This is a genomic window from Vibrio sp. E14 (genome assembly GCF_020515785.1).
GTDB classification, from domain to species: Bacteria; Pseudomonadota; Gammaproteobacteria; order Enterobacterales; family Vibrionaceae; genus Vibrio; species Vibrio diabolicus.
On the sequence record NZ_JAHPJI010000015.1, the window covers coordinates 19,636 to 44,453 of the forward strand.

General features: G+C 45.9%; 20 protein-coding genes. 7 read left to right on the top strand and 13 right to left on the bottom strand.

Annotation, left to right across the window (positions count from 1 at the left end):
* Window positions 1-8 precede the first annotated feature (8 nt).
* The 7 genes from aroB to pilM form a co-directional block, all read right to left on the bottom strand.
* Entirely contained in the window at window positions 9-1,109 is a 1,101-nt protein-coding gene (aroB, locus tag LIX84_RS22100) for a 3-dehydroquinate synthase (protein ID WP_226422175.1), read from the bottom strand.
* A gap of 31 nt (window positions 1,110-1,140) precedes the next feature.
* Window positions 1,141-1,659 carry a shikimate kinase AroK gene (gene aroK, locus LIX84_RS22105; protein WP_005381319.1) on the bottom strand — a complete coding sequence of 173 codons (519 nt, stop codon included), beginning with the start codon at window positions 1,657-1,659 and terminating at the stop codon, window positions 1,141-1,143.
* 187 nt (window positions 1,660-1,846) lie between these two features.
* Window positions 1,847-3,589 (bottom strand): type IV pilus secretin PilQ, encoded by a 1,743-nt coding sequence (locus LIX84_RS22110; protein ID WP_080955983.1) that lies wholly within the window; start codon window positions 3,587-3,589, stop codon window positions 1,847-1,849.
* A gap of 31 nt (window positions 3,590-3,620) precedes the next feature.
* On the bottom strand, window positions 3,621-4,136 hold the full coding sequence (locus LIX84_RS22115; protein ID WP_005395715.1) for a pilus assembly protein PilP: 516 nt from the start codon (window positions 4,134-4,136) through the stop codon (window positions 3,621-3,623).
* On the bottom strand, window positions 4,126-4,719 hold the full coding sequence (locus LIX84_RS22120) for a type 4a pilus biogenesis protein PilO (RefSeq protein ID WP_012841351.1): 594 nt from the start codon (window positions 4,717-4,719) through the stop codon (window positions 4,126-4,128). Before LIX84_RS22120 ends, LIX84_RS22115 begins: the two co-directional genes overlap by 11 nt.
* Entirely contained in the window at window positions 4,712-5,287 is a 576-nt protein-coding gene (locus tag LIX84_RS22125; protein WP_046874634.1) for a PilN domain-containing protein, read from the bottom strand. The genes LIX84_RS22120 and LIX84_RS22125 overlap by 8 nt, the downstream gene beginning before the upstream one ends.
* Complete coding sequence (pilM, locus tag LIX84_RS22130) at window positions 5,271-6,287, bottom strand: type IV pilus biogenesis protein PilM (RefSeq protein ID WP_226422176.1); 1,017 nt, start codon at window positions 6,285-6,287, stop codon at window positions 5,271-5,273. Before pilM ends, LIX84_RS22125 begins: the two co-directional genes overlap by 17 nt.
* A gap of 143 nt (window positions 6,288-6,430) precedes the next feature.
* Here pilM and LIX84_RS22135 point away from each other — a divergent pair, with 143 nt between their 5' ends.
* Window positions 6,431-8,992 carry a penicillin-binding protein 1A gene (locus tag LIX84_RS22135; RefSeq protein WP_226422177.1) on the top strand — a complete coding sequence of 854 codons (2,562 nt, stop codon included), beginning with the start codon at window positions 6,431-6,433 and terminating at the stop codon, window positions 8,990-8,992.
* A 51-nt stretch (window positions 8,993-9,043) separates the two neighbouring features.
* Here the strand turns inward: LIX84_RS22135 and oxyR are convergent, their stop codons facing one another.
* A complete protein-coding gene (gene oxyR, locus LIX84_RS22140; protein ID WP_005395720.1) occupies window positions 9,044-9,955 on the bottom strand; it encodes a DNA-binding transcriptional regulator OxyR in 912 nt (303 codons plus the stop codon).
* A 170-nt stretch (window positions 9,956-10,125) separates the two neighbouring features.
* On the opposite strand from oxyR, the gene LIX84_RS22145 reads away from it, so the two are divergent.
* From LIX84_RS22145 to LIX84_RS22155, 3 genes are all read left to right on the top strand, one after another.
* Window positions 10,126-10,854: a redoxin family protein gene (locus tag LIX84_RS22145; RefSeq protein WP_226422178.1), complete on the top strand. Its 729-nt coding sequence runs from the start codon at window positions 10,126-10,128 to the stop codon at window positions 10,852-10,854.
* Between the two features lie 213 nt (window positions 10,855-11,067).
* Window positions 11,068-12,540 (top strand): dihydrolipoyl dehydrogenase, encoded by a 1,473-nt coding sequence (locus LIX84_RS22150; RefSeq protein ID WP_226422179.1) that lies wholly within the window; start codon window positions 11,068-11,070, stop codon window positions 12,538-12,540.
* Window positions 12,541-12,930: 390 nt separating this feature from the next.
* A complete protein-coding gene (locus tag LIX84_RS22155; protein ID WP_012841349.1) occupies window positions 12,931-13,200 on the top strand; it encodes a DUF3624 domain-containing protein in 270 nt (89 codons plus the stop codon).
* 206 nt (window positions 13,201-13,406) lie between these two features.
* Here the strand turns inward: LIX84_RS22155 and argH are convergent, their stop codons facing one another.
* The 4 genes from argH to argC all read right to left on the bottom strand — a co-directional run bounded on the left by argH (window position 13,407) and on the right by argC (window position 18,650).
* Entirely contained in the window at window positions 13,407-15,281 is a 1,875-nt protein-coding gene (gene argH, locus LIX84_RS22160; RefSeq protein ID WP_046874629.1) for an argininosuccinate lyase, read from the bottom strand.
* A 252-nt stretch (window positions 15,282-15,533) separates the two neighbouring features.
* Window positions 15,534-16,748 carry an argininosuccinate synthase gene (locus LIX84_RS22165; RefSeq protein WP_226422180.1) on the bottom strand — a complete coding sequence of 405 codons (1,215 nt, stop codon included), beginning with the start codon at window positions 16,746-16,748 and terminating at the stop codon, window positions 15,534-15,536.
* 84 nt (window positions 16,749-16,832) lie between these two features.
* Complete coding sequence (argB, locus tag LIX84_RS22170; RefSeq protein WP_226422181.1) at window positions 16,833-17,624, bottom strand: acetylglutamate kinase; 792 nt, start codon at window positions 17,622-17,624, stop codon at window positions 16,833-16,835.
* 21 nt (window positions 17,625-17,645) lie between these two features.
* Window positions 17,646-18,650, bottom strand: a complete 1,005-nt coding sequence (gene argC, locus LIX84_RS22175; protein WP_006742772.1) for an N-acetyl-gamma-glutamyl-phosphate reductase — start codon at window positions 18,648-18,650, stop codon at window positions 17,646-17,648.
* 144 nt (window positions 18,651-18,794) lie between these two features.
* Between argC and argE the strand changes: the two genes are divergently transcribed.
* The 3 genes from argE to LIX84_RS22190 all read left to right on the top strand — a co-directional run bounded on the left by argE (window position 18,795) and on the right by LIX84_RS22190 (window position 23,802).
* Window positions 18,795-19,931: an acetylornithine deacetylase gene (argE, locus tag LIX84_RS22180; RefSeq protein ID WP_053807711.1), complete on the top strand. Its 1,137-nt coding sequence runs from the start codon at window positions 18,795-18,797 to the stop codon at window positions 19,929-19,931.
* A gap of 272 nt (window positions 19,932-20,203) precedes the next feature.
* Entirely contained in the window at window positions 20,204-22,837 is a 2,634-nt protein-coding gene (gene ppc, locus LIX84_RS22185; RefSeq protein WP_226422182.1) for a phosphoenolpyruvate carboxylase, read from the top strand.
* 425 nt (window positions 22,838-23,262) lie between these two features.
* Window positions 23,263-23,802 carry a PadR family transcriptional regulator gene (locus LIX84_RS22190; protein ID WP_005395734.1) on the top strand — a complete coding sequence of 180 codons (540 nt, stop codon included), beginning with the start codon at window positions 23,263-23,265 and terminating at the stop codon, window positions 23,800-23,802.
* A 70-nt stretch (window positions 23,803-23,872) separates the two neighbouring features.
* Here LIX84_RS22190 and metF read toward each other — a convergent pair whose 3' ends face one another.
* On the bottom strand, window positions 23,873-24,775 hold the full coding sequence (gene metF / locus LIX84_RS22195) for a methylenetetrahydrofolate reductase (protein WP_046874624.1): 903 nt from the start codon (window positions 24,773-24,775) through the stop codon (window positions 23,873-23,875).
* Window positions 24,776-24,818 lie beyond the last annotated feature (43 nt).

Genomic DNA, 24,818 nt, shown 5'->3' on the forward strand with positions numbered 1-24,818 from the left:
TTACAAGGTTAAATATCGCGACCGAAGTCTATCGCCTGTTTGAGTACGTCTTGTGTCGTATCAGCAATGACCTCGGCACTACCAATGCCTGTAGGTAGAACTAATCTTAATTGACCAGAGAGGACTTTTTTATCTCGCATCATATGTTTGAGGAAGTCATCGAAGCTCATACTGTCTGGAGTATAAACAGGCAGTTTGGCACGACGCAAAATAGCAACAATACGCTCAAATTGCTCTGCTGAGATAAGACCGCGCAGGTGCGAAGCTTTGGCCGCCATGACCGTGCCAGCAGAAACCGCTTCACCATGCAGCCAATTACCATAGCCAAGCTCAGCTTCAATCGCATGGCCAAAGGTGTGACCTAAGTTGAGCAGAGCGCGGATGCCCGATTCTTTCTCATCCTGAGCCACCACTTCCGCTTTTATTTCACAGCAACGTGCAATGGCATAGGTAAGCGCTTCTTCATCCAACGCGTACAAGCGTTCAAGATTGTCTTCTAACCATACAAAAAAGTCTGCATCGTAAATGATGCCGTACTTAATGACTTCTGCGATACCTGCTGCGAATTCACGCTCAGGCAACGTCGATAAACAGTTGGTATCGATGATCACGGCTTTCGGTTGGTAAAACGCACCTATCATGTTCTTACCCAACGGATGGTTAACCGCGGTTTTTCCACCCACCGAAGAGTCCACTTGAGATAGCAATGTGGTTGGTATTTGAATAAAGTCGACCCCACGCTGGTAACAGGCAGAAGCAAAGCCCACAAGGTCGCCAATAACGCCACCACCTAACGCGATGATCACAACATCACGAGCGAAATTCCCCTCGAGGAGGAAGTTCATCACTTGGTTAAACACATCCAAGTTTTTGTACTGTTCGCCATCAGGCAATTCTAACAAGGATGCACTACAACCGAGCTGCTCGAGCTGCTTTAAAATTTTGTCAGCATACAAAGGCGCCACTGTGACATTACTGATCACAACAACTTTTTGTTTTGCATTTTTGTTTGAGAGAACTTGAGAGAGGTACGCCGGGTCCTCAAATAACCCGGCGCCAATAGAGATTGGGTAGCTACGCTCAGCTAGGTTGACCGTAATCCGTTCCATCGGTTTGCTCCAATTAAAAAAAAGATAAAACTTATCTCTCTTCTAGCATTTTTACGATCTGGTTGGCTACCACTTTTGCACTCTGATCGTCAGTGCGAACAGTGTAATCCGCTACTTCTTCATACAGAGGATTGCGTTCTTCAGCTAATTGCTCCAATACTTCGCGAGGGTTGTCCGTTTGAAGTAGAGGACGCTTCTTGTCACGGTTTGTGCGCGCAAGTTGCTTTTCAATCGTCGTTTCTAAGTAAACAACAACACCACGTGCCGAAAGACGATTACGGTTTTCTTTGCTCTTAACAGAGCCACCGCCAGTCGCAAGCACGATGCCTTGCTCTTGTGTTAGGTCTTCAAGTACCGCTTCTTCACGCTTGCGGAAGCCTTCTTCACCTTCTACATCAAAAACCCAAGAGATGTCTGCACCAGTGCGTTCTTCGATCACTGTATCGGAGTCAACAAACTCCATATGCAGTTGCTGTGCTAGATGTCTACCAATTGTACTTTTGCCGGCGCCCATTGGGCCAACAAGGAAAATATTACGTTTCTCAGCCATGTTTAGCAGTAATTTACAACATTGATTCAATAAGATCGCCACAAGAAAACACAGCTAAATCGCTGTTCTACAAGGCTTGTGGCACCAGTTCCTCACAGATAATTCGTGATAAGACCCGAAATTATCCAAGCATGGTGCCACTATTGCAACTTTATTTTTGATTTAATCAGTTTTTCACGAGGTAGAACTACTGAATCACCACCTTAGGGGTGACGAAAATTAACAGCTCACTTTTGCCAACATTTTCATAACTTCGACGGAAAAGCGCACCTAATAGTGGCAGATCGCCTAACAAAGGCACTTTGTCCACCGAGTTAGTAATGCTGTGCTGGAAAATACCACCAAGAACGACGGTTTCACCGTTATTTACTAACACTTGCGTCCCGATACGCTGAGTATCAATCGCAACGGCTTCACCAGTGCCTGTTTTCACGACTTGTCCAGGTCTATCTTGCGTAACGCTTAAGTCCAACACAAGACGGTTATCCGGTGTAATTTGTGGCGTCACCTTCAAACTCAATACTGCTTTTTTAAACGTTACCGTCGTAGCACCACTTGATGAGGACTCTAGATAAGGTATCTCGGTACCCTGCTCAATATAGGCAGGCTTCTTATTGGTAGTGATCAAACGTGGGCTTGAGATAATCTCAGCTTTGGACTCTTGTTGCAGCGCAGAAAGCTCGAGGTCTAACAATGTGTCTGAGCCTAATTTTGCAACCTGAAAAGCAATGCTGGTCGCGTTTGGACTGGTTGCAGCTAAGTTTACGTTTAGGAAGTCATCGATACCTACTCCATCACCGTCACCACCGTCTTCTCCTTCACCACCACCGTTATATAAACCGATCGTGGCAAGGTTGTTTTCGATAGAGCCACCAACCGTGTTATTGCCATTAATAGAGGTAAAGCCCCAGCGAATTCCCAACTCGTCCATGTTGCCTTCATTAATGGTCACAATACGCGCTTCAATTTGAACCTGCTTCACCGGGATATCCAAAGATTCAATAATTTCTCGAATCACTTCAATGTTTTCAGGTAGCTCACGAATCAATAACGAGTTAGTCCGCTCATCAATGGTCATACTGCCTCGCTCAGACAACATACTGATGTTCCCTTCTCCGTTGATCATCTCTGCAATGTCTGAAGCTTTGGCGAAGTTTACCTTGATGATTTCAGACGAAAGCTCTCCCATCGTTTGTTCTAGCTGCTGCTTTTCGAGTTGCTGTTTTTCGCGCAGATCAAGCTCATCTGTTGGAGCAACCAGAATCACGTTGCCATCAACACGCTTATCTAACCCCTTAACTTGCAAAATAATATCCAGCACTTGCTGCCACGGAACACCATCAAGACGAAGTGTGAGGTTACCTTCTACGGAGTCTGAAACAACCAAGTTGAACTGGTTGTAGTCGGCAATCAGCTGTAACACGTTACGTACAGGAATATCTTGGAAGTTAATCGAAATGAGCTTGCCTTCTTTTTCTAGAATGCTTTTATCCGGGGCTTTCTCATTGGGTTTGATCTTAGCCACTTTGATTTCCAAGAATCGCCCCGTTAAACGGTAATCATGCGTATATTCTTCATTAATGTGCGCAACCAAGCGCGTAGTTGAGGTATCGCGAAACACCTCTACGCTTTCAACCACAGTCGAGAAATCTTTTACGTCTAGGAGATACAGTTGCTCGTCTTTTACCGAAGTATTAAGCAAATCGATACTTAACCCTTCCTGTACGCGTTTGACATCAACAATCGCGGCAGGTGACGCCAGTTCAACGACTATAACGGCGTCTTTATCTTTATTAGTGCGAAAGTCGATACTCTTTAAGGCATTAGACGATACTTCTTCTGCTGCCACTAAAGGGGCTAAAAATACAAACAACCATAAGGAGAAGAGCCCAGTTAGTATCCTTGTTGTACGTGTTAATCCTTGTCTCATTTTCATTACTCAATATCAAAAATAAATGGGGCTATCTCAAAGCCAACTTAACTTTACGCTTCTGCCAACACCCTAAGCCGTCGGGCAACGTTTCATTAATTAACAAATAGGAATGGCTGACGTGGGTCACTTTGCCATTGTTGCGTCCGAGGTATTGCCCCGGCTTCACTTTATAAACGGTTCCATTGGGTGCCTGAACGAGACCAGAAACCGTATTACCCATGCCCATAACTCCTTTCAAACGTAATTGGCTTAATGGGAATTTTTCTAATTTGCCAGTGCGCCTTCTTGAAGGCGGTTGCCAGCAATCTTTTCTTGCAACGGGCTGAGTGGCGATGGTGGCTTCTTTTGGCAACTCAAAGGGCGCACGCTGTACTTCAGGTGCGTACGTGACGGCAACATACTTATCTGCAGGCTTAAGTTTCTCGACATCTCGACGCGCCTGACTCTCCACCCCTCGAATAAAATCCGTTAATGACTCATCATTCGCCTGACATCCAAGTAGCAGAGACCCCATCAGTACCAGTAACAAATGCTTACTTGTCATTGTTCGTCTCCTCTGGCTTAAACTGATAGGTATTGGCTCGTACCCTAAAGTGCAGAGTTTCACTTTCTTGGCTGACACGCTGCCAAGTCACATCTTTAAACGTGATGATTCGAGGTAGCGTTGCTATCGCCTGAGAAAAATGGCCGATGTCATGAAAATCTCCCGTTAACTCAATGTTTAAAGGAAGACGATAGAGGAAATGCTCTGATTGCTTTTCACCCCAGTCGATACGGGTAAAGGTCAACTTATTGTCGATACCGAGTTCATTCACCGAAGCGAGCATCGTAGCCAACTCTTTTTGCGCGGGCAGTTGTTGTAGCAATAATTCGTAACGCGTGGTGAGTTCATCCAATTGAGATTGAAGCTGAGGCAATGCTGCTACTTTGTTCGCTTTGATCTTCAATGCCACCTTGAGCGTCTGCTCCTGCTGGACCAAGTTATTCAATTGCTCTTCTTTTGGCTTAAGGTAAAACCAATAGCCAAAACCTTGAATTAGGAAAATCAGCAGCGCGATAACCACAAGCTGAGGCAACAATGGCCACTCTGCCATTTCATCTATTTCGAGATCCTGCCAATCAACCATGCTGGGCCTCCACTTTCTTCTCCGGCACTTTGAACATGAAAGACACTTTGAACGTTTGGAACTCTTTTCCAAAACGCGCTTTTCCGTGAACGATGGAGTGCATTTCTACATCATTCAACTTGGCCGAACGCTCCATGTTGTCCAGCATCGTGGCAAGTTTTGGAGTGCTATCAGAGATCCCCGAGATCTCAATTTCCAGATCATTCATTTTGATCTTGTCGACATATACACCTTCAGGAATGACGGCTGGCATCAAGTTCATAAACTCGGTCGTTTTGTTTCTACCGTTTTGTAACCCTTCAACCACTTTTAAACGTTCGAGGATTTTGCTGTGCTCTTGCTCGGCGATTTTCATTGCTTCAATACGCTGGTCGAGCTCAGCAATGTAGTGAGTAAGGTAATCAAGCCGCTCCTGCTGCTGATCTTGTTGGTACTCAAAAAACTTTCCAATACCCCATTGAATACCAATGGCGACCAACATGCCTAACGCGACCAAGCTAATGAAACGACGTCGGTGCTCTTCTCTTTGGTTCTCTCGCCAAGGAAGTAAATTAATGCGATAAAGCACGCGCACCTCCTAGCCAATGAATGCCACGAATCGCGAGTCCTGCGGCTGTAGAGAAATGCTGCCAATCCGCGGCACGACGTTTACGTTTGGACACCTTCATCTCAAATAGCCCTAGCGGGTTTAGCAATTCACACTCTAGTGACAGTTGCTGAGATAACTCTTCCGCGAGCATTGGTGTCGAAGCTCCTTCCCCTGATAACCAGATACCTTTGATATTTTGCGAGCCATTAATTGAGGTGTAGAGCTGCATCTGACGTTTCACCCGTTCCACGATTTGGCGATTAAACAGCTCTGTTTTCTCCTGAGCATCATCGGACATCAAATCATCTTGAACAGGGCTGTTTGCTCCGCGTGTGCCGCAAGCAAACTCTTTGTGAAACAGCTCACCTTGTTCGGTAAACATGGTAAAGGAGCTCGATGAGGTGCCAATATCGAGTAAGCAGTACTTATTTTTGTCAGGAAAGCGATCGGCGGTGAGCTTCCAGATATGACCAAGACTTTGTGAATGCACGTCCACTAAAACGGGTTTTAGTCCGGATTTTTGTAATGCATCCACGCGACTATCGACCACATCTTTTCTTGTCGCAAACACTTGATAGTTATCAGTCCCACGCAACCCATCTTCTGCACGAAGACGGACGAAGTCTAAACTCAGCTCTTCGACAGGGAATGGCGATTGATGAGAAAATGCCTGAATCACAGCAAACTCAACTTCGCTATCTTCAAGGTTTTGTTCTATTTGCAATTTTTTACTGATCACCGAATTATCAGGCACTGAAATTGCGACCTTTTTAGCACCAAAAGGCAGTTCTTTTTTAATCAGCTTTAGGGTCTTTACAATTTCTTGATGATTTATAGTGTTATTTTCAGCGACAATACCTTCCTTTAGTAATATTTCTTGGTAACCCAACAGAGCGTAATTGTTGCCTGTGGGTTTAAGTACTACGGCTTTGAGGCTGTTATGGCCTATATCGATGCCGGTAACGATTAGCTTATCCATCTCTTACTCTCGCTCCGAAATTTCTTCGTGCAAAGGTTGTTATTAGCACCCAAATAAGAGTTAATATCTCTATGTGCTAAATTTTTGACCTAAGAGTACAAGGGTTTGCCGTTACACAGCCTCAACCAATCAGGGATTCTCCGGTGAAGTTCATAAAGCGTTTATTATTTTTAACATTGATTTGCATAATTCTTGGAGTCACCACAATATTTGGCTTCTATCAGTACGTGAAGCCTGAACTGCCAGATGTTGCAACTCTAAAAGACGTTGAATTACAAACACCTATGCAGGTGTTTAGTCAAGACGGGAAGCTGATCGCACAGTTCGGTGAAAAGCGTCGTATTCCTGTTACTTATGATGAAATTCCTCAAGACTTAATTCATGCGCTAATCGCAACCGAAGATAGCCGTTTTTACGAACACCCAGGTATCGATCCTATCGGCATCACTCGTGCAGCCGTTGTAGTTGCGATCTCAGGTTCAGCTAAGCAGGGCGCAAGTACCATTACGCAACAGCTAGCGCGTAACTTCTTCTTATCTAATGAGAAGAAGATCATGCGTAAGATTAAAGAGATTTTCATTGCTATCCACATTGAGCAGCTTCTGAGTAAGCAAGAAATCATGGAACTTTATGTCAATAAAATCTTCCTTGGTTACCGCTCATATGGTTTTGGTGCGGCCGCTCAAGTTTACTTTGGTAAGAGCCTTGATGAATTGACGTTAAGCGAACTTGCGACACTCGCAGGGATGCCAAAAGCGCCATCAACGATGAACCCAATTTACTCTCTTGAGCGTGCGACAAAACGCCGTAACGTCGTGTTAATGCGAATGCTTGATGAAAAATACATCACGCAAGAACAGTATGACGAAGCACGCAACGAACCTATCGTGGCGCGTTACCACAGTGCTGAAATTGAACTTTCCGCTCCTTATGTGGCGGAACTAGCTCGTGCATGGGCCGTGAAAGAGTACGGTGAAGAAGAAGCCTATACCTCTGGCTTGAATATCTACATGACGGTGGACTCTAAACTGCAAGATGCCGCGAATACATCCGTGGTAAATAATCTGCTGTCATACGATGAACGTCACGGCTACCGCGGTGCGGAAAAAGTGCTTTGGAAAGAAGGGGAAACCGCTTGGAACAGCGAGCAAATAGAAAAGCATCTTAAGAAGCAACCAACTTATGGTGACCTTTATCCTGCCGTCGTGACAAAAGTCGATGATAAAACTGCGCAAGTTTGGGTTAAAAACCATGAAGAGCAGACCATTCCTTGGACTGGAATGCATTGGGCGCGTAAATACATCACCGAAAACCGCCAAGGCTCAACACCAAAATCAGCGCATGATGTGCTAGCGACGGGTCAACAAGTTTGGGTTCGCGAAGTGAGCGAACCCAATGAAGATGACAACACGACACAAAGCTGGAAACTGAGCCAAGTGCCAACAGCGAACACCGCGTTTGTCGCGATGAACCCGGAAAATGGTGCGATATTGTCGTTAGTGGGTGGCTTTAACTTTGTTCATAGTAAGTTTAACCGTGCCACTATGTCAGTGCGTCAGGTTGGCTCAAGTATCAAACCATTTATCTACTCAGCAGCAATTGACAAGGGACTTACCCTAGCCACTCTGATCAACGATGCGCCGATTAACAAATGGGACGCAGGTTCTGGTTCGGCTTGGCGACCTAAAAACTCACCACCAACCTATGGCGGTCCAACTCGCCTTCGCCTCGGCTTAGCTCAGTCAAAGAACGTGATGGCAGTGCGTACACTGCGTGAAGTAGGCCTTGATGAAACTCGTCAGTACCTTACTCGTTTTGGTTTTGATATTAACCAAGTACCACGTTCAGAGACCATCGCGCTCGGTGCTGGTAGCTTAACACCAATGAAAGTGGCACAAGGCTACTCTGTATTTGCGAACGGAGGTTATTACGTCGAACCGTTCTACGTAGAACGCGTGGAAGATGCATTCGGTGAAGTGCTGTTTAAAGCGAATCCAAAGAGCGTTTGTCATAAGGATTGCCCACAAATGAGCGCTCAGCCAGACAATCGCTATGCCGATGAGTTTGGCGAACAAGACGTCGCGATTGATGGTTTGGCAACAGACAACGCACTGGAAAATGATGAACCTCAATATGCTCCACAAGTTATCTCTGAGCAAAACGCATTCTTGATGCGTGAGATGATGTACAGCAACATTTGGGGTGGTGGTAACTGGCGTGAAGGTACGGGGTGGAACGGTACTGGCTGGCGTGCACAAAAACTAGGGCGTCGTGATATCGGTGGTAAAACGGGTACAACGAATGACTCCAAAGATGCTTGGTACAACGGCTATGGTCCTGGTGTTGTTGCCATTGCTTGGGTTGGTTTTGATGATCACTCACGCGCCCTTGGTCGCACAACGGTTAATAGCAACCTAGGCAAAGGCCAAATTTCCGGTGCCGAATCGGGTGCGAAAACCGCAGAACCCGCTTGGATTGACTTTATGCGCGTTGCACTAGAAGAAACACCTGAGCAAGGTAAAAATATTCCAGATAACATCATTCGTGTTCGTATTGATCGCAACACTGGCATGCTAACGCACAAAGTAGACAGCACATCGATGTTCGAATACTTTGAAAAAGGCACTGAGCCTACCGAATACGCTGGAGACCGTTTGGAAGACAGTATTTATTCTTCCGGCTCTGGCGCAGAAGAGCTGTTCTAAATCACTAAAGCAAAAGGGAGAGCATTCGCTCTCCCTTTTTTATGTCGGCTTTTACGCCGCGGCGTTCAATGAAGGATAAGAAGCCAATACTTCTTTAATCTTCGCCGCCAAAGCTTCAAACCTTGCACGCAGTGGTGAGCCCGGGCGATATACAAGGACTATATTGCGCGAAGGCGTAGGGTTAACGGCTGGTACATAGCACACGCCATCTTTTTGCTTCTCATTGGGGATAGAAAGCTGAGGCAATAACGTAATCCCAGCACCAGCAGCGACCATATTCCGCAGTGTCTCCAAACTGGTTGCCTTAAAGCGTTCATCGTCTTTCGCTCCGGCAGCAAAACAGAAACCTAACGCTTGATCACGAAGACAGTGACCGTCTCCTAGCGCTAAAACGGTTTTACCATTCAGCTCCAACATATCAACATGGTCGAGAGAGGCCCACTCATGATCACATGGCACCGCAACACTTAACGGCTCGTTATACACTTCGATTTCTTTAAAAGGTGCCGTTTCATCAACCGAAGCCAAGACCAAGCAGTCCAATTTACCTTCTTCTAATTGACGCACCAACTGATGTGTTTGAGCTTCGTGCAGGAACAGCTCCAGTTCAGGAAATGCTTCTTTTATCTGCGGCAGAATTTTGGGTAGTAGATACGGACCTACCGTCGGGATGAAACCGATATGCATAGGCCCAGTCATTGCTCCGCTCTGACCACTCGCCATATCTTTAAAAGTTTTCACTTCACTTAAGATACGCTTAGCTTGCTCCACCAACTGCAACCCTGAATCGGTAAACAAAACGCGACGGCTGCTTCGCTCTAAAAGCGTGGTACCGAGTTCATCCTCTAGCTTACGAATTTGTCCACTCAATGTTGGTTGGCTAACAAAACATGCTTCTGCCGCTTTGCGAAAGTGCTTATGTTCCGCAAGTGCAACTAAGTACTCAAAATCTCGAATATTCATAACTCACAATTCGCTTCTTTTAACAATAGCTAATACCTATCAAAACCATAACACCAAACGATTAGAGCTATCAAAGAATTTTTACAATAATGGGCTCAACAGAACGAAACAGAGCAAAGAAAAACGCTAAGCTCTATACGCATAATTTAAAATAGTTAAAGGAAATCATTATGTTTGTATCTAAAGAAGGTCAACAAGTCCCTCAAGTTACTTTTCCAGTTCGTCAAGGTGACTCTTGGATGAATGTAACGACTGATGAGCTATTTAAAGGTAAGACCGTTATCGTATTTAGCTTACCGGGTGCATTTACTCCAACCTGTTCATCAAGCCATCTACCTCGTTACAACGAGTTGTTCCCTGTATTTAAAGAGCACGGAGTGGATGAGATTATTTGTGTCTCGGTCAATGATACGTTCGTGATGAATGCATGGAAACAAGACCAAGAAGCAGAAAACATTACCTTCATCCCGGATGGTAATGGTGAATTCACCGATGGCATGGGTATGTTAGTGAATAAAAACGACATCGGCTTTGGCAAACGTTCATGGCGTTACAGCATGCTAGTAAAAGATGGCGTAGTGGAAAAAATGTTCATTGAGCCAAACGAACCAGGCGACCCATTCAAGGTGTCAGACGCAGATACGATGCTGAATTACATAGCGCCTGACTACAAAACGCAAGAATCCATCACGGTGTTCACTAAACCAGGCTGCCCTTTCTGTATGAAAGCGAAACAAAACCTGATTGACCACGGTCTTCAATATGAAGAAGTGATTCTGGGTAAAGACGCAACGACAGTTAGTCTACGAGCTATATCTGGTCGCACGACTGTTCCACAAGTCTTTATCGGTGGCAAGCACATCGGCGGTAGCGAAGAGCTAGAAGCGTATCTAGGCTAAGCTGTCCATAGCCTACACCCTCGGTCTCCGGTGCCTTTGGCTCGGAGGCCAACCCTAACTCACTTCTTCTACTAGTCTAGATAAGTAGTCGTCTACCGATAAGGTGACTCCTTATACAGATTCAACGACCCAATTCACTCTCCAAGCTCAATAATTCACTCTCCAAGCTCAATGTAGCTAGCTTGGCTTAAAAACAAAAAGCGAGAGTTCACGATGAAACAAGTTAATGTCGACGTAGCGATTATTGGTGGTGGTACTGCTGGTCTTGGCGCTTATCGAGCAGCAAAAGCTCATACTAATAGCGTAGTAATGATTGAAGGCGGCCCTTACGGAACAACCTGTGCTCGCGTCGGTTGCATGCCCTCTAAGCTGTTGATTGCGGCCGCAGAAAGTGCCCACCAAATCGAAAAAGCGCCTGGATTTGGGATCCATCCGCAAGGTGAAATACGCATTAACGGACAAGAAGTCATGGATCGTGTAAAACGCGAACGTGATCGTTTTGTTGGCTTTGTGCTTGAAAGCGTCGATGATATTCCCGCAGAAGACAAGCTGTCAGGTTACGCGAAGTTTGCCGATGATCATACACTTATCATAGATGACCATACTCAGGTCACCGCAAAACGGATTGTGATCGCGACGGGCTCTCGTCCTGCTTATCCAGCAGCTTGGAATGAGTTGGGTGACCGTCTCGTAATGAATGATGATGTCTTTGATTGGGATGATTTGCCTGAGTCCGTTGCGGTATTTGGCCCTGGAGTGATCGGTCTTGAACTCGGTCAAGCATTGCACCGCCTAGGGGTGAAAGTGAAGCTCTTTGGTCTTGGTGGTCAAGTTGGTCCACTGACAGATCCAGAAGTGATGGCTTATGCAGATAAAACTTTTAAAGAAGAGTTCTATCTTGATGCCGATGTAAAAGTAGAAAGCATGAAGCGCATACCATCATCGAATGCAGCAGGCGCAGATAAAGTTGAAATCAAATTCATTAACCACGACGGTGAATTAGAAACCTTTATTGTTGATTACGTTTTAGCAGCCACTGGACGACGTCCAAACGTAGATAAGCTAGCGATCGAGAACACCAATGTGGCATTAGATGAACGCGGTGTACCAACCGCAGATCACTACACATTGCAAACCTCCGTAGAGAGTATTTTTATTGCGGGTGATGCAAGTAACCAAGTTCCACTGCTGCACGAAGCCGCTGACCAAGGTCGCATTGCTGGTGATAATGCTGGTCGCTTCCCGGATATTCGTGCAGGTCTGCGTCGTTCGCCAATTTCAGCTGTATTCTCCGATCCGCAAATAGCTATGGTCGGTGAAACTTTCAAACAACTGGAAACTCGCTTAGGAAGCTGTGGTTGTTTTGTTACTGGCGAAGTCTCGTTTGAGAATCAAGGACGTTCACGTGTCATGCTACGAAACAAAGGGATGTTACATGTCTATGGCGAGCAAGGTACTGGACGCTTTTTAGGTGCAGAGATGATGGGGCCGAACGCAGAACACCTCGCGCATCTTTTGGCTTGGGCACACCAAAATAGAATGACGGTTTCTGAGATGCTAGATATGCCCTTCTACCATCCAGTGATCGAAGAGGGTGTCCGCACCGCTCTACGTGATTTGAATGCAAAACTACACTTAGGGCCAGAAATGGTGAAACATTGCCTTGACTGTGGGCCTGGTTGCTAACGCTTTCATGCTCAATCGAGCCAGTCTTTACATACCAAACAAAACAGAAAGCCTCGTGATTAACGAGGCTTTCTGTTGACTACTTTGAGGCGATTACATAAGTACTACACTGCCATCATTGCGTAACGACTTACCATGATGATCGCGACTACACCGATCGTAAAAAAGCCACCAGCGATACTCAGCGCAAATTTCAATTCTGTCGACATGATTATTTTTCCTATTAAAGACTGACAGCGCACCATACATCAATCACGTGCCACATAAGCTCTACGAAGCTAACTTTCCATTTTTGGTTGTGTTCCTGCGCTCTAAGCTGCTACAAAAAACGCTTTCTCTCTTTGTGTTGGGTATATAATCTGAAGCAACACTGATGCCTTGGAAAACACTATGACTTGTCGCCGTTGCGAGGAACATTGGTTTTGGAAAAAGCTTGGGCGCTGCCAACGATGCTTGGATCAGTTAACGGTGCTTTCGGTACTGTGCTGGATTGTGTGGTGGTTTGCGTTCAAAGATGATCCACAAAGCATCGAGTCGATCGCTTTGATCTTTGCTGGTTTCGCTTTCAATATTTTATTGTTTTTGCACTTATGGATGCGTTTTGTCATCTTGCCGTGGCAACGTCGGCGAGGACGAAAAGAGACGGATAAAAAAGAGTAAAGTGGCAGATAGAAAAAAGCCCCAAAACCAATATCAGTTCTGGGGCTCTCTTAGATTCTTCTAAGAAAAAGCAGTGGTACTTTAATAGACCGAGCTTCCTCTCAAAGGTTCCAAATTTTTTCGATTTTTTTAGCAAATACTGATGTAAGTGAATCAGAAAATAACTATGTCATTGAATGCTAATAAAATCACTCCGAAATTTCAGCTCATGCCACATGCGATTTTTGGATCACTTGCTCCATTAAATTGATCTCTAGCGCCACTTCATCACACGCGTGCTGACGTGGACACTGATCGCAATCTTTCAAGACTTTTTCTGGCAACAGCGACTTCGATGTTGGTAAGAAGCTCTGCTTCATAAAGAACTCTGGCGTTCGAGTGAGGACAAAGACCTTCTTTATCGCCATTTGACGTGCTTTCTCAACCAAGTGATTTACGATTGCACTGCCCTGTCCTTGACCTTGCCAGCCCGCTTCGATACCAAGAGAGCGTATTTCAGCCAACCCTGAGTCATACACATATAGAGAAGCGCAACCTGTCACTTCACCATGATGCTCAGCCACCGCGAAGGAGCCAATATCTCTCACGAGCTCATTACGAGAGCGGGGTAGATTCTCACCGAGGTTCGCCCAATAAGCCACCATGCCCTCTAGTGTTTCAATGTCCGTCAAACGTGCAGGACGCACTTTCACTGCCGAGCTGTCACGCTGGCTCAGACGTTTATCCGCTTGCTCTACCGCATAAGCGACTTGGTGAGGCGAAACGCCACCCAGCGCACAACGTTTTTCCAAACAAGACTCTATTGTCAGAATGTCATACACATCATCTTCAATCACCTCAGAGAAGGCTTTTAGCTCTTGCAGAGACAATTCTTCCAGCGCACAACCTTTGTCAATTGCCCCTACCACCGCTACGCCCACAATATGGTGCGCCTCACGGAATGGGATGCCTTTCGCCACTAAGTAATCAGCTAACTCAGTCGCGTTCGCATACCCTTGCTTCGCAGCTTCAAGCGTACGCTCACCATTCACTTTAATGCCATCAAAACACAGCGCTGCCATTTCCATGCAATCATTCCATGTGTCTAACGCATCAAACAACCCTTCTTTATCTTCTTGCATGTCTTTGTTGTACGCCAATGGTAGGGCTTTCACTGTCATCATCATGCTAGATAATGCGCCATAGACACGCCCTGTCTTACCACGGATCAACTCAAGTGCATCCGGATTTTTCTTCTGTGGCATCAATGACGAACCAGACGTCACCGTATCCGCTAACTCAATAAAGTTAGACTCCCCTGAGTTGTAGAAGATCATATCTTCTGCAAGACGAGAAAGGTGCAACATAGAAATCGAGGCCACCGACATCAGTTCCATCACATGATCACGATCCGAAACCGAATCGAGTGAATTACGCGTAGCGCGGTGGAAACCAAGGTTATGAGCTAATTGTTCACGATCAATCGGATAAGCCGTGCCAGCTAAAGCACCCGAGCCAAGTGGACAAGTGTCGAGGCGCTGTAAGGCATCATTCAGACGAGAGTAGTCACGCTCGAACATTTCAACATAAGCCAAACACCAGTGAGCAAAGGTGACAGGTTGAGCGCGCTGAAGATGAGTATAGCCAGGCAATACAGTGCCTTGGTGCTGCTTAGCAACATGAACCATTTGCGATTGCAGACGATCTAAAGCAATCAACAGTTGCTGGCCTTGCTGACGACACCAAAGTTTTAGGTCTGTCGCTACTTGGTCATTACGAGAACGCCCAGTGTGGAGTTTTTTACCTAAATCTCCCACTTTACTAATCAGCTGCTGTTCAACCCACGAGTGGATATCTTCTGCATCTGAGCGAAGAATTTGATGAGGATCTTCCATCACTTCTAACTTCAGCTCGTTTAAAGCAAGTTCCAGCTTTTGCTGTTCTTCTGCCGATAGAACATCTACAGAAAGCAGAGCTTTAGACCATGCGATTGAACCTACGATGTCTTGCTCAGCCAATCGGTAGTCAAAACGCAACGAATCGTTAAACTCTTTAAATCTAGTGTCTGCCGCTTGGGTAAATCTTCCGCCCCATAATGCCATTGCGTTTCTCCTGATGACTATTGCTTACTCTACGTTCTCGAATGAGTAGTAACCAATTTGATGGTCATTTGCTCACTTTTTCTTATGGGTCAACGTTACGGCAATTTCGACAAAAAATAAAGTATAAATTCAATATTTTTACATATATATTCAAACAGAATGTATTTGCATCTTTGTGCTCATAGACGTAAGCCAACAAAAAAGACCTGCTATCCAATAGCAGGTCTTTACTCAATCCGAGATGTGGAGAGATTATTTCTTCTGGCTGTTCAACGCACGGATACGGCTTGATAGCGAGTAAAGACGGATGAAACCACCCGCATGGCTTTGGTCGTAAACCTCATCTTCACCAAAAGTCGCGAACTCTTCTGAGTACAAGCTGTTGTCAGAACGTTTTTGCGTTACCGTGGCTTGGCCTTTGTAGAGCTTAACAACCACTTCGCCATTCACGTCTTGCGCTAGCTCTTCTGAAGCGGCAAGGATCGACTTACATAGTGGCGTAAACCAACGGCCATCGTACACAAGGTGAGACGCTTTTAGACCCAGCTCTTCACGGAATTCGAATGACGATTTGTCTAGCACGAGCTGTTCAACGGCACGTAGCGCTTCCATCATGATGGTGCCTCCCGGTGTTTCGTAGCAGCCACGAGATTTCATTCCTACTAGACGGTTTTCAACGATATCGATACGACCAACACCGTGCTTCGCACCTTTTCCGTTTAGGTAAACCAGTGCGTTGTATGGTGTCATCGCTTCGCCATCAACTTCGACCACCTCACCTTTTTCTACTTTCAGCGTGACGTATTCCGCTTCGTTTGGTGCTTGCTCTGGGTCTACAGTCCATACCCAGCAATCTTCGTTTGGTGCGTTCCACGTATCTTCTAGGACGCCACCTTCAGTGGAAATGTGCCATGCATTTGCATCACGTGAGTAGATCTTAGTAAGAGACGCTGAACAAGGAATGTTACGCTCAGCTAGGTAATCTAAACATTCTTCACGGCTCACTAGGTCCCATTCACGCCAAGGGGCAATCACTTGTAGATCTGGTGCTAGTGCTGCGAATGCGCCTTCGAAACGAACTTGGTCATTACCTTTACCTGTACAGCCGTGACACAATGCGTCCGCGCCCACTTTACGTGCGACTTCAACCTGTGCTTTAGCAATAATTGGACGCGCCATTGATGTACCCAGCAGGTACTTACCTTCATAGTACGCGCCGGTTTTTAGCGTTGGGTAAATGTAGTCTGCGACCATTTCTTCTTTCAAGTCAGCGATGTAACACTCAGAAGCACCTGAAGCTTTTGCTTTCGCTTCAATACCTTCTAGCTCTTCTGCACCTTGACCAACATCGGCAACGAAAGCAACGACTTCACAATCGTAGTTCTCTTTTAGCCACGGGATAATTACTGAGGTATCTAGACCGCCTGAGTATGCGACTACCACTTTATTTACGTTCACTTTGCTCATCTTTCTTCTCCAAACTTAACTGGCGCTGCGCTCGGCGGTCAGTGCCAACTACTACTTCCTAATATTGAATTCTTTTGCTGATGCTTATTGAGGCAAAAATTGCGTTCCAATACTTTCACCAGCGAATAGCTGTACTAATTTTTCTGGGTAACGCCAGGTGGCGACTTCGATAGGACGCCCAAGATCATTGGCCGCCTCCAAAGCAGCTTTAACTTTGACGATCATGCCGTCTGTGATCACATGTCCATCGATCAACATGTTCGCTTGTTGTTCCGACAGGGTTTTGATCAAATGGCCTTTTCCATCTAATACACCACTCACGTCTGATAGCAGGACCAACTCCGCATCTAATGCGCCCGCAACCGCGACTGCGGCTTGGTCAGCATTCACATTCATCATCTGGCCATCTGTGGTTAAGCCAATTGAACTGATGATCGGCAGTGCGCCTTTGTTTAGTACCGCTTGTAATAGCGTTGAATCACCCGGTGATGCTTTACCTACCGCGCCCAACTCTGGGTCAAGTTCTTCAACAAGACACAAACCACCATCCGCAAGGCTAAGACCTACTGCATTGAGTCCATCTGCGATGGCTTGGCCTTGAAGTAGCTTATTCGCTGTGCCTGCAAGCGCGCCTGCAATCACCGGAATTTGATCGTAAGGCGTTACGCGTAAACCGTTTTTCTTTACGGTTTCAAGCTGAAGCTTTGCCATCAACTCATCAACTAGGTAGCCACCGCCATGAACGATGGCGATTTGTCGCTGTGCCGATTTTTGGTAAGCCGCAATGGCACCAAACAGTTGGCTTAAGGTTTGAGTGCAAGATAGAGCTGCACCGCCTAGCTTAATGACTAAAGGAGCTTGATTGGTTTGCGTCATCGCATTTCCCTCTTTCAACGACTACAGCAACGCTGTCAGTTCTGGGTAACCATAATGAATATTGAGACATTGCATCGCTTGACTTGATGCACCTTTGAGTAGGTTGTCGATGGCTGAAATCACAATGATATGTTCGCCTTGTACCTTCCAGCCGATATCGCAGAAAGGGGTATTTTCGACATCCTGAATACGTGGAATGCCATCGCCTTTTAAACGCACGGCTGGCTTTCCTAGATAAGCTTGTTCAAATGCTTGAGCGACTTGTTGCTCTGTAACGCCTGATGCTAGCTTCATGGTGATCGTAGCAAGAATGCCGCGTTTAAAGTTGCCTAGGTGCGGAGTAAAAATCACATCGCAACCTAAGTGCTGAGCAATTTCTGGTTGGTGACGATGAGTAAATACACCATAAGGTTGCAAGCTCACTTCACAGAAACTGTTCACCATAGAAGCTTTACGCCCAGCTCCGGACACACCGCTGGTCGCGTTAATGACAGGCCATTGATTGGTATCCACTAATGCATTTTCGAGTAGAGGTTTGATGGCTAACTGCGAAGCAGTCGGGTAGCAACCTGCTACAGCAACTAAGGGAGCAGTTTTAATTGATTCCTGGTTCCACTCTGCTAAGCCGTATGCAGCTTTATCTAGCCAGTTATTATGTTGATGCTCGAAGCCATAAAAGGTGTTGTAAAAACCTTCACTTTGGACGCGGAATGCCCCCGATAAATCGAATACCTGACAGCCGGCCTCCAAGAAAGTTGGGGCTAGATCGTGGCTCACCTCATGAGCCGTTGCTAAAAACACCACATCCGATTCTTGAGCGATTTGCAGTGGATCCGTTAGTGGCGAGACCGGCATATCAATGATGCCTGCTAACTTACCGTGCAGCTGCGCAATATTCTTTCCTGCATCAACACTGTTGGCGGAAACGTATAAACCTGATAGCGTGAGTTGTGGGTGTTTATTAACCATTAACGCTAACTCTGCGCCGGTGTAACCGCTGGCTCCAATAATCGTGGTTTTTAGCATTGTGTGACATCCATATACTTAAAGGCTCAAATGACTATTCATATTTAATTTTTGCTTTATTTTGATTTTTTATTCATTAAATATGATTTAATATGTGTTTTACATTTTTGTGGTCTGTCTGTCAACAGGAGATTTGAAGAATCCATGCAATTACCAACTTTTCTAGAGGTCTATGAAGGACTCATCAGCACCTCTTCTATCAGCTCCACGGATCCGAGCTGGGATCAGGGCAATGCAAAAGTCATCGAAAAACTCGCATCTTGGTTTAAAGATCTGGGTTTTAGCGTTGAAGTGATCGAAGTCGAGCCAGGCAAGCACAATATGATCGCACGTATGGGAGAGGGTGAAGGCGGCCTTTTACTTGCTGGCCATAGTGATACCGTGCCATTCGATCAAGGGCGATGGAATTTTGATCCACATAAGCTGACTGAAAAAGACAACCGCTTTTACGGTTTAGGCACGGCAGACATGAAGGGCTTTTTTGCCTTTATTTACGAAGCCGTCAAAAAAGTCGACTGGAGTAAGCAGACCAAGCCGCTATACGTATTAGCCACTTGTGACGAAGAAACCACCATGTTGGGTGCACGACATTTCACCGTAAACGCCCCTTTTAAGCCGGATTACTGCATTATTGGTGAGCCCACCAGCCTCATTCCTATTCGCGGCCACAAAGGTCATGTGGCGAATGCAATTCGGGTCACGGGTAAGTCAGGCCATTCATCCGATCCTGCCTTAGGCGTTAACGCGATTGAGATCATGCATGAAGTGATGTTTGCCATGATGCAACTGCGCGATAAATTGGTGAAAGAATACCACCATCCGGGTTTTGCCATTCCAAGCCCTACCCTAAACCTTGGACACATTCACGGCGGTGACAGCGCTAACCGTATTTGTGGTTGCTGTGAGCTGCACTATGATGTTCGCCCACTACCAGGGATCAGCCTGGATGGCCTAGAAAATATGCTGCGCGGAGCATTAAAAGAAGTCGAAGCAAAGTGGCCTGGACGCTTGGAGATAATTCCGTTACATGAACCAATTCCGGGTTACGAATGCCAACATGACCACCCATTTATCGGTGGTGTTGAAGAGATCTGCCAAACTAGTTCAGAAACCGTGAACTACTGTACTGAGGCGCCCTTCTTACAACAGCTCTGTCCAACCTTAGTTCTTGGCCCGGGTTCAATTGACCAAGCGCACCAACCGGATGAGTTTCTCTCATTTGATTTTATCGATCCCACAATTGATGTGCTTTCAAAGGCAATGGTCAAGTATTGCTGTTAATACGCGAATAAACTCAAAAGTCAGTGCAGCTCGATTGAGCTGCATCTTTTTATCTTCACAATTTAGCGCTAGCCTTAACACTTCTTTAACTTGTTATTTTGTAATTAATTTTCACTTCTTATTCTACAGCTGCCGTAAATTTGCTCTAAATCAGGAGACAGCGGAATAATTGCAAACTTAGTCTGCTTTATTTGACTATAACTGGTGCTTTTCGCTAGATTGGAGTCTTAACAAGGACAATGGATGTAGTTTTTTTACGAGGCAGGACGACAATGAACGAGAAATACGCCGCACTCAAAAGTAATGTGCGCATGTTAGGCCACTTATTGGGTAACACCATTCGCGATGCCCATGGCGAAGAAATCTTCGAGAAAGTGGAAACCATTCGTAAATTATCCAAATCGGCTCAAGCAGGTAATCAAGCAGACAGGGAAAGCTTGATAGAAGAAATCAAACACCTACCCGATGAGCAGCTAACGCCCGTTACCCGTGCGTTTAACCAATTTCTAAATCTCACCAATATTGCTGAGCAATACCACACGATTTCACGCCATTGTGAAGAGCACATTTGTGAACCAGACGCGATTAACTCGCTGTTTTCTAAACTGGTACAAAACGATGTGAGCAAACTGGACACTGCGCAAGCGGTTCGTGATCTGAATATTGAATTGGTATTGACGGCTCACCCAACGGAAATCACGCGTCGCACGATGATCAACAAGTTGGTCAAGATCAACGAGTGCTTATCAAAGTTGGAACTGAGTGATCTTTCTTCTAAAGAGCGCAAGAAAACCGAGCGTCGTTTAGAGCAACTGATCGCGCAAAGCTGGCATTCAGACGTAATTCGACAACAGCGCCCTACTCCGCTGGATGAAGCAAAATGGGGTTTTGCAGTCGTTGAAAACTCACTATGGGAAGCGGTGCCAGACTTCTTACGTGAAATGAATGATCGTCTGAAGTCTTACTTGGGTGAAGGTTTACCAATTGATGCGCGCCCTGTGCACTTCTCTTCTTGGATGGGGGGCGACCGCGACGGTAACCCGTTTGTCACTCATAGCGTGACACGTGAAGTATTGCTTCTGTCTCGTTGGAAAGCCGCAGATCTTTATCTCAATGACATCAACGAGTTGATCAGTGAACTGTCTATGACGGTTTCAAACGATCAAGTTCGTGAACTTGCTGGCGAAGATCAGCACGAACCATATCGTGCAATCCTGAAACAACTTCGCACCCTGTTGAATGAAACCAAAGATATTCTCGATGCTAAGATCCATGGTCAAAAACTGGCCGTTAAAGCTCCGTTGCAAAAAGTCGAGCAACTTTGGGAACCTCTGTATGCCTGTTACCAGTCGCTAAATGAATGTGGCATGGGTGTGATCGCAAATGGCTCTCTACTAGATACATTGCGCCGCGTAAAAGCATTTGGTATTCATCTTGTTCGCCTTGATATCCGCCAAGAGAGCACGCGTCATTCAGACGTATTGTCTGAATTAACCCGCTACTTAGGCATTGGTGATTACGAACAATGGAGCGAGCAAGATAAGATTGCTTTCCTAACCAACGAACTCGCATCTAAGCGTCCTCTTCTGCCTCGTGATTGGGAACCATCAGAACCTGTCAAAGAGGTTTTGGACACCTGTAAGATTATTGCAGCACAACCGCGTGAAGCATTCGGTGCCTACGTAATTTCTATGGCACGCACTGCATCGGATGTGTTAGCAGTCCACCTACTTCTGCAAGAAGCTGGCTGCCCATATCGTATGGATGTTTGCCCATTATTCGAGACACTAGACGACTTGAACAATGCAGAATCGGTCATCAAACAGCTGATGGGTATCGACCTATACCGTGGCTTTATCCAAAACCACCAAATGGTCATGATTGGTTACTCTGACTCAGCGAAAGATGCGGGTGTCATGTCTGCAGGCTGGGCTCAGTACCATGCGATGGAATCGTTAGTAAAAGTGGCGGAAGAAGAAGGTGTTGAACTGACTCTATTCCACGGTCGTGGCGGTACAGTAGGCCGCGGCGGCGCACCAGCACACGCAGCACTTCTGTCTCAACCACCAAAAAGCTTGAAAGGTGGTTTGCGCGTAACAGAACAGGGCGAGATGATCCGCTTTAAACTGGGCCTTCCAGATGTCGCCGTAAACAGTTTTAACCTTTACGCGAGCGCGATTCTAGAAGCCAACCTATTGCCACCACCAGAGCCAAAACAAGAATGGCGCGACTTAATGGAAGTGCTATCAGAAGTTAGCTGCGAGTCTTATCGCAACGTAGTTCGCGGCGAGCCTGACTTTGTGCCTTACTTCCGTCAAGCGACACCAGAGCTCGAGCTCGGTAAGTTGCCACTTGGCTCTCGTCCTGCAAAACGTAACCCGAAGGGCGGAGTGGAAAGCTTACGTGCAATCCCGTGGATCTTCTCGTGGAGCCAAAATCGTTTGGTACTTCCAGCATGGTTAGGTGCGGGTGAAGCGATTCAATACTCGATCGATAAAGGTCACCAAGCGCTGCTCGAAGAGATGTGTCGTGAATGGCCGTTCTTCTCGACTCGCCTTGGCATGCTAGAAATGGTGTACTCGAAGTGTAATATCGATATTTCTCGCTATTACGATGAGCGATTGGTGGATGAATCACTCCGTCCACTCGGTGAAAAGCTTCGCGCTCAGCTTCAAGAAGATATCAAAGCAGTACTGAATGTAGAGAACAACGAAAACTTGATGCAGCATGACCCTTGGGGACTCGAATCGATTCGCTTGCGCAACATCTACGTTGAGCCATTGAACATGCTACAAGCCGAGTTGCTATACCGTACACGCCAAACCGAAGAAGCATCTGCAAACCTAGAAGAAGCGCTAATGGTGACAATTGCTGGTATTGCAGCTGGCATGCGCAACACAGGCTAATCGCTTCATTTGTAATAAAAAAGCTGAGCAAGTGCTCAGCTTTTTTTTGGCGCTGGATAATTGCGCAACCAAAAGGCAGTTTAATAAACTATAAAAAACCCAAAAATTACCACACAAAAAGAATAAAAAACCACAAGTTAACACTATTGATTATTATGTTAGTTTTTTAGGGTAATTTTGTCCTACTATTCCACTTCATGCTTATTATTTATATACTACTTGCCTGCTGAGAGCTCATAAATCCAATCATACCTGCTCCAGCCATGATGGGACTCCCCATCTCTCTAGGTGATAAACGGCTTTAAGGTGACAGGACCAACATTGTTGGTGCTACTTATACATTAAAAAACTCAAGTGCCAGAAAGAGCACAGCTGAAAGTATAAGTAGCTTGTTTACAAGTTTATTGACCATTTGGATTGAAGACATGTCATTACCACACGTAATCTTAACTGTTCTTAGCACTCGCGACGCAACCGGTTACGATATCACTAAAGAATTCTCTGCTAGCATCGGTTACTTCTGGAAAGCAAGCCACCAACAAGTGTACCGTGAACTCAATAAAATGGCCGAGAAAGAGCTGGTTACTTGCGTATTAGAACCCCAAGAAGGCAAACCAGACCGTAAGGTTTACTCCATCACAGATGCTGGTCGCAGCGCTTTAGGAGAATGGTTTGATCAACCAACTGCACACCCGACTGTTCGTGATGAATTTTCAGCGAAATTGATGGCATGTGCCGTTCAACCATCAACACCTTTCCGTGATCAACTCGCCGAACTGGTTGAAGAGTCTCGCAAACTGGTTTCTCACTACAAAGAAATTGAAGCGGCTTACTACGCAACGCCGTCAACTTTAGACAAACAAGCTCGCCTAGAGCGTTTAACGCTTCGTCGTAACCTACTGTTACGTGAAACGTGGATCACGTGGGCTGAAGAAGTCCTAACAGAACTTGAAGTGATTGGTTAATTTCCTTTTACTTTGATACAACGAAAAAGGCTTGCCACTTGGCAAGCCTTTTGTCTTTTTGAAACCCGATTTATGCACCTACTGCAGCGCGAGGACGAACGCCTAGCGTATGACATAAAGCGTAAGTCATTTCTGCACGGTTTAGGGTGTAGAAGTGGAAATCCTTAACGCCTTCACGACTAAGTACGCGCACCATATCAATAGCTTGGCTTGCTCCCACAAGCTGACGAGTCACCGGATCATCATCCAAGCCTTCGAACTGTTTACTCATCCAACCTGGTACTTTCACATTGTTCTGCGCAGCAAAGCGAGAGGCTTGCTTAAAGTTCGACACTGGCAAAATACCAGGAACAATTTCCACATCAATTCCTGCCGCCACACAGCGATCGCGGAAACGAAGGTAAGACTCAACATCAAAAAAGAACTGAGTAATTGCACGGTTTGCACCTGCATCTACCTTACGTTTTAGGTTCAATAAGTCAGACTGCGCACTTTTAGCTTCAGGGTGAACCTCAGGAAATGCGGCTACTGAGATATCAAAATCGTGACGTGATTTCAGCAGCTCAACCAGATCCGAGGCATACATGTCAGGCGCACCGCCACCAGGAGGAATATCACCACGCAGAGCAACGATATTTTCAATGCCATTATTCCAGTAATCATCGGCAATATTAATCAACTCTTCGCGAGTCGCATCAATACAAGTGAGGTGAGGAGCGGCAACCAATCCGGTTGTTGCTTTGATTTCTTTAATGATGGAGTGCGTTCTGTCACGCTCGCCAGAGTTAGCGCCGTAAGTCACAGAAACAAATTTAGGTTGGAGCGTTTTAAGACGGTGCACTGAATTCCAGAGTGTCTCTTCCATCTTAGCGCTGCTTGGTGGAAAAAACTCAAATGATACATTGATGTTGTCTGACAACTCAGCAATATTCTGGTTCAAGGCGTCAATATGGCCTGCGTGCGTGTATCCCATCTTACTCTCCCTGTGGCACTCCGCCACGAAAACAAATTCCTTA

Bases quoted from the DNA above. Each gene is read 5' to 3' on its own strand.
- argB (WP_226422181.1), bottom strand. From the start codon at position 17,624: ATGACGCAAACCAATCAAGCTCCTTTAGTCATTAAGCTAGGCGGTGCA.
- ppc (WP_226422182.1), top strand. From the start codon at position 20,204: ATGAACGAGAAATACGCCGCACTCAAAAGTAATGTGCGCATGTTAGGC.
- LIX84_RS22115 (WP_005395715.1), bottom strand. From the start codon at position 4,136: ATGACAAGTAAGCATTTGTTACTGGTACTGATGGGGTCTCTGCTACTT.
- LIX84_RS22155 (WP_012841349.1), top strand. From the start codon at position 12,931: ATGACTTGTCGCCGTTGCGAGGAACATTGGTTTTGGAAAAAGCTTGGG.
- aroB (WP_226422175.1), bottom strand. From the start codon at position 1,109: ATGGAACGGATTACGGTCAACCTAGCTGAGCGTAGCTACCCAATCTCT.
- pilM (WP_226422176.1), bottom strand. From the start codon at position 6,287: ATGGATAAGCTAATCGTTACCGGCATCGATATAGGCCATAACAGCCTC.
- metF (WP_046874624.1), bottom strand. From the start codon at position 24,775: ATGGGATACACGCACGCAGGCCATATTGACGCCTTGAACCAGAATATT.
- argE (WP_053807711.1), top strand. From the start codon at position 18,795: ATGCAATTACCAACTTTTCTAGAGGTCTATGAAGGACTCATCAGCACC.
- LIX84_RS22165 (WP_226422180.1), bottom strand. From the start codon at position 16,748: ATGAGCAAAGTGAACGTAAATAAAGTGGTAGTCGCATACTCAGGCGGT.
- LIX84_RS22145 (WP_226422178.1), top strand. From the start codon at position 10,126: ATGTTTGTATCTAAAGAAGGTCAACAAGTCCCTCAAGTTACTTTTCCA.
- LIX84_RS22120 (WP_012841351.1), bottom strand. From the start codon at position 4,719: ATGGTTGATTGGCAGGATCTCGAAATAGATGAAATGGCAGAGTGGCCA.
- LIX84_RS22150 (WP_226422179.1), top strand. From the start codon at position 11,068: ATGAAACAAGTTAATGTCGACGTAGCGATTATTGGTGGTGGTACTGCT.
- argC (WP_006742772.1), bottom strand. From the start codon at position 18,650: ATGCTAAAAACCACGATTATTGGAGCCAGCGGTTACACCGGCGCAGAG.
- LIX84_RS22110 (WP_080955983.1), bottom strand. From the start codon at position 3,589: ATGAGACAAGGATTAACACGTACAACAAGGATACTAACTGGGCTCTTC.
- aroK (WP_005381319.1), bottom strand. From the start codon at position 1,659: ATGGCTGAGAAACGTAATATTTTCCTTGTTGGCCCAATGGGCGCCGGC.
- oxyR (WP_005395720.1), bottom strand. From the start codon at position 9,955: ATGAATATTCGAGATTTTGAGTACTTAGTTGCACTTGCGGAACATAAG.
- LIX84_RS22190 (WP_005395734.1), top strand. From the start codon at position 23,263: ATGTCATTACCACACGTAATCTTAACTGTTCTTAGCACTCGCGACGCA.
- argH (WP_046874629.1), bottom strand. From the start codon at position 15,281: ATGGCATTATGGGGCGGAAGATTTACCCAAGCGGCAGACACTAGATTT.